Source organism: Aporhodopirellula sallentina SM41, assembly GCF_000346505.1.
Lineage (GTDB): Bacteria > Planctomycetota > Planctomycetia > Pirellulales > Pirellulaceae > Rhodopirellula > Rhodopirellula sallentina.
Genome location: NZ_ANOH01000456.1, coordinates 1 through 3,093, shown reverse-complemented (window position 1 = coordinate 3,093; position 3,093 = coordinate 1). Strand labels below are relative to the sequence as shown.

Annotated in this window: 3 protein-coding genes; 1 reads left to right on the top strand and 2 read right to left on the bottom strand. The window is 59.0% G+C overall.

Annotation, left to right across the window (positions count from 1 at the left end; genetic code table 11):
• Window positions 1-443: 443 nt before the first annotated feature.
• Window positions 444-1,628: an LptF/LptG family permease gene (locus RSSM_RS29795; RefSeq protein ID WP_008688672.1), complete on the top strand. Its 1,185-nt coding sequence runs from the start codon at window positions 444-446 to the stop codon at window positions 1,626-1,628.
• Between the two features lie 123 nt (window positions 1,629-1,751).
• Here the strand turns inward: RSSM_RS29795 and RSSM_RS29790 are convergent, their stop codons facing one another.
• Window positions 1,752-2,414: a hypothetical protein gene (locus RSSM_RS29790; RefSeq protein WP_008688669.1), complete on the bottom strand. Its 663-nt coding sequence runs from the start codon at window positions 2,412-2,414 to the stop codon at window positions 1,752-1,754.
• A 130-nt stretch (window positions 2,415-2,544) separates the two neighbouring features.
• Window positions 2,545-2,721, bottom strand: a complete 177-nt coding sequence (locus RSSM_RS34220) for a hypothetical protein (protein ID WP_173403199.1) — start codon at window positions 2,719-2,721, stop codon at window positions 2,545-2,547.
• Window positions 2,722-3,093 lie beyond the last annotated feature (372 nt).

Below are 3,093 nucleotides of genomic sequence, written 5' to 3'. Positions count from 1 at the left end.
GGACTCCAACGATTGTGTGGATGCCGGAACGGCGCTTCGCTTGGTCCGGCCTACGGGGGCGATGCGAAATTGACGTGCGTGAATTGGTTGATGTGCGTTGGCACGGGGTGCCCCGTGGAGAACTGCGGCTAACGCCGGTCGGGTGATTGGGGTTACCACGTAGCTCGGTCTTTCCAAGACCGAGAGCAGGCGTCGGTTGGGGGATGGCGCGAGGTGTTTTTTTATTGGATTGCGAGATCGCTCTTGGTTCGTCTGTCTCGGAGATGCGGACCTGCGTGGGCTGTGATCGGTCGCGGGTGATCTTGCGGTAGGTGGGGTTGTCGGGGTAGGTAAGGGATGATGCTTTCTCGTGCGGGATCGTTCTTTGAGGAACGGCTCGTTGGTGCAAAGCCGGACGTGTTCGCTTCCCTCGCCTGTTTTACCGCCTTTTTCGCCCGACCATCGTGACCAGAATCGATCGCTACATTCTGATCCTCTTTTTGCGCACGGTGTTGGTGTGTTTCTTGTCGCTGGCTGGGATCTTCATCGTCTTCCATGCGTTTACCGCGTTCGATGACCTGGTTGCTCAGACGCGAAACGGGGACAGCCTGCCGTGGGTCGCGTTTCGGTTTTATGGGCCGTACCTGATCATGTTGTTCGACATGACTGGGGCAATCATCACGTTGATGGCGTTCCTGTTCACGGTCGGTTGGCTGCGGCGGACCGGCGAGTTGACCGCGACGTTGTCAGCAGGCATTTCACACGGCCGGATTTTTCGTCCGATGGTGATCGCGTCGGGGGTGATCATCGTGTCACAGTTGTGCTGCCGCGAGATGGTGATTCCGCATTTCCGCAGTTCGTTGACGATGAAAGCGGAAGACCTCAACGGCGAAATCGAGCAGGCGGTGCGCCCGACGTTCGACCAATTTGCGGGCATCTTGATCGAGGGAGCGACGCTGCGCACGAAAGCTCAAACGATCGAGCACCCGAACTTTCGTATCGACGCGGACTACGAGGGCTTCGGCGATCTCTTGATTGCCGACGACGCGGTTTGGATGGAACCAGGGCAGACGCAAATCGGAATCGGTCAGAACACCGTCACTCGGCCGGTGGGACCGCCGGTGGCTGGGTATCTGCTCCGCAACGTGAAGGAGCCCGAAAGCATTCACCGCATCGCGTCGGCGGGACGCGGCGAACAGCCGGTGTTGTTGACGCCGGCGGATCAATCTTGGTTGCAACCAGGGGAATGTTTCCTGGCCACTTCGGTGCATCCGAACATGTTGCACACCGAGGACACCGCGACGCGTTTAGCGTCCGTGTTGGAGTTGAGCGGCCGGGTCCGCAACCCGGCGGTGCATAGCAGTTTGGCGTTGCAGACTCAGGTACACGAACGGATCGTCCGGGCGCCGTTGGACTTCGGCCTCGTCATGTTGATTCTGCCGCTCGTTGTGAACGCGCGAGGACGCAAATTGTTCGTGTTGATCGGCGCCGCGGTTGGCATGGTGCTCGCGTTCTTCGCACTGAAAACGTTGGCGAGCGCGCTCGGCGGAAGCGGGACTCTGTTCGCTCCCGGCATCGCGGCCTGGTTGCCGCTATTGGTGGTCTGCCCAATCGCCTACGCACGGCTGCGCGCGGTTCAACATGTTTAATTGGTTGGTCGGGTGACGTTAAGCGTGTGCACCGGCATTTGATTCGGTGCGGTTGCGGGTTCGTGGGAATGAATTCTGGCGATTCCAGCGACGGGGATCTTGCGCGTCGGGCTTTAGGATTATTTAATAGTCGATCCGTTCACCGGCGGCGTCGAAACGTGCGTCGAAGTCGATTTGTTCGAGGTACTCTTTAAGTGCAACGACTTCGCGGGGTTCGAGTTGATCTTCGATCGATTCGACCGCTTCGGTGATCAAGCCCAGCATGCGGGCGACTTTGAGGTAGTCAAAGCGATCGTATGTCTCGCCGGGGCTGGACCGTTTGGCGAGCGATTCTTCGATCGGTTTGCGGAAGGGTTTAAGGGCTTCGTGGTCGAGCGGTTTGGGCCAGTACAGCTCGCCGGTTTGCATGTTGATCTGCGACTTGCTCAGCCTTTCATAACGCGAACGCTCCATCACCCGTTTGTAAGCGGCGACGCGGTCTTCGGTCTGTTGCGTGTTTTCGTCTTCGCGGAGTTGGCGGAGTTCGTAGTATTGCTCGACGCTTTCTTTACGGTTTTCGAGACGGCGGTTGAGGGCCTCTTGGAGCTGCACGGCGGAGAGTGATCGCAGGTACGCTCCTTTGCCGAGCCCACGGGCATAGTCGCCGCGGGCTTCGAGAATGTCACCCGCCGCAGTAGAGGCTCCGTCGTCGAACAATCCGTCGTCGGCGTGTAGCGACGATAGAAAGCAAACCGAGAATGCGAGTGGAATGGTGAGGAGCGTGTTGCGTTGGGTGAAGCGATGCATGAGAGCGTATGAAGGTTGGGTGTTGGCCGGATGTCGGTGCGACGGCGGCGTTGCGCCGCGTTGGTGCGTGAGCGTGCGCGTTGGGTGGTGATCGTTCATTCTGCGGTTGGGCAGACTGCGGGCACGCGGACTATCGCAGCACGTAGAAGTAGAAGGCGATCGCGCCGAGAATGGCGATCAAGACGATCGGGTAGGTGAGGCCGACGACGGCGAAAGGTGCTTCGGGAGCTTGCTCGCCGAGAGGTTCGTCTTTCGATTGCACCGAGTCGGATATTTTTTCGCGAACGGGTTTTTCTTGCGTGTCCATGATGGTCTCCATTTCAAAGGTTCAGCAGGCTGGATTGCTTGCTGGAGGTTTGAAAGGGATGCACGTTGTATGCCAAAACGCGAAGGAGACGTGCGTGGCAGAGCGAGTTGGGGTGAAGGCTTTCAGCGATTTAGGGATGGGGAGGGGCGGCTGGAGCGTGGACTTCAATGGTTGTGTGGGATGCCGGAACGGCGCTTCGCTTGGTCCGGCCTACTGGGGCGATGCGAAATCGACGGGCATGGATTGGTTGATGTGCGTTGGCACGGGGTGCCCGGTGGAGAACCGTGGCTAACGCCGGTCGGTTGATAGGCTCACCCACGTAGCTCAGTCTTTCCAAGACTGAGAGCAGGCGTCGGTTGGCTGTTTTTGGGG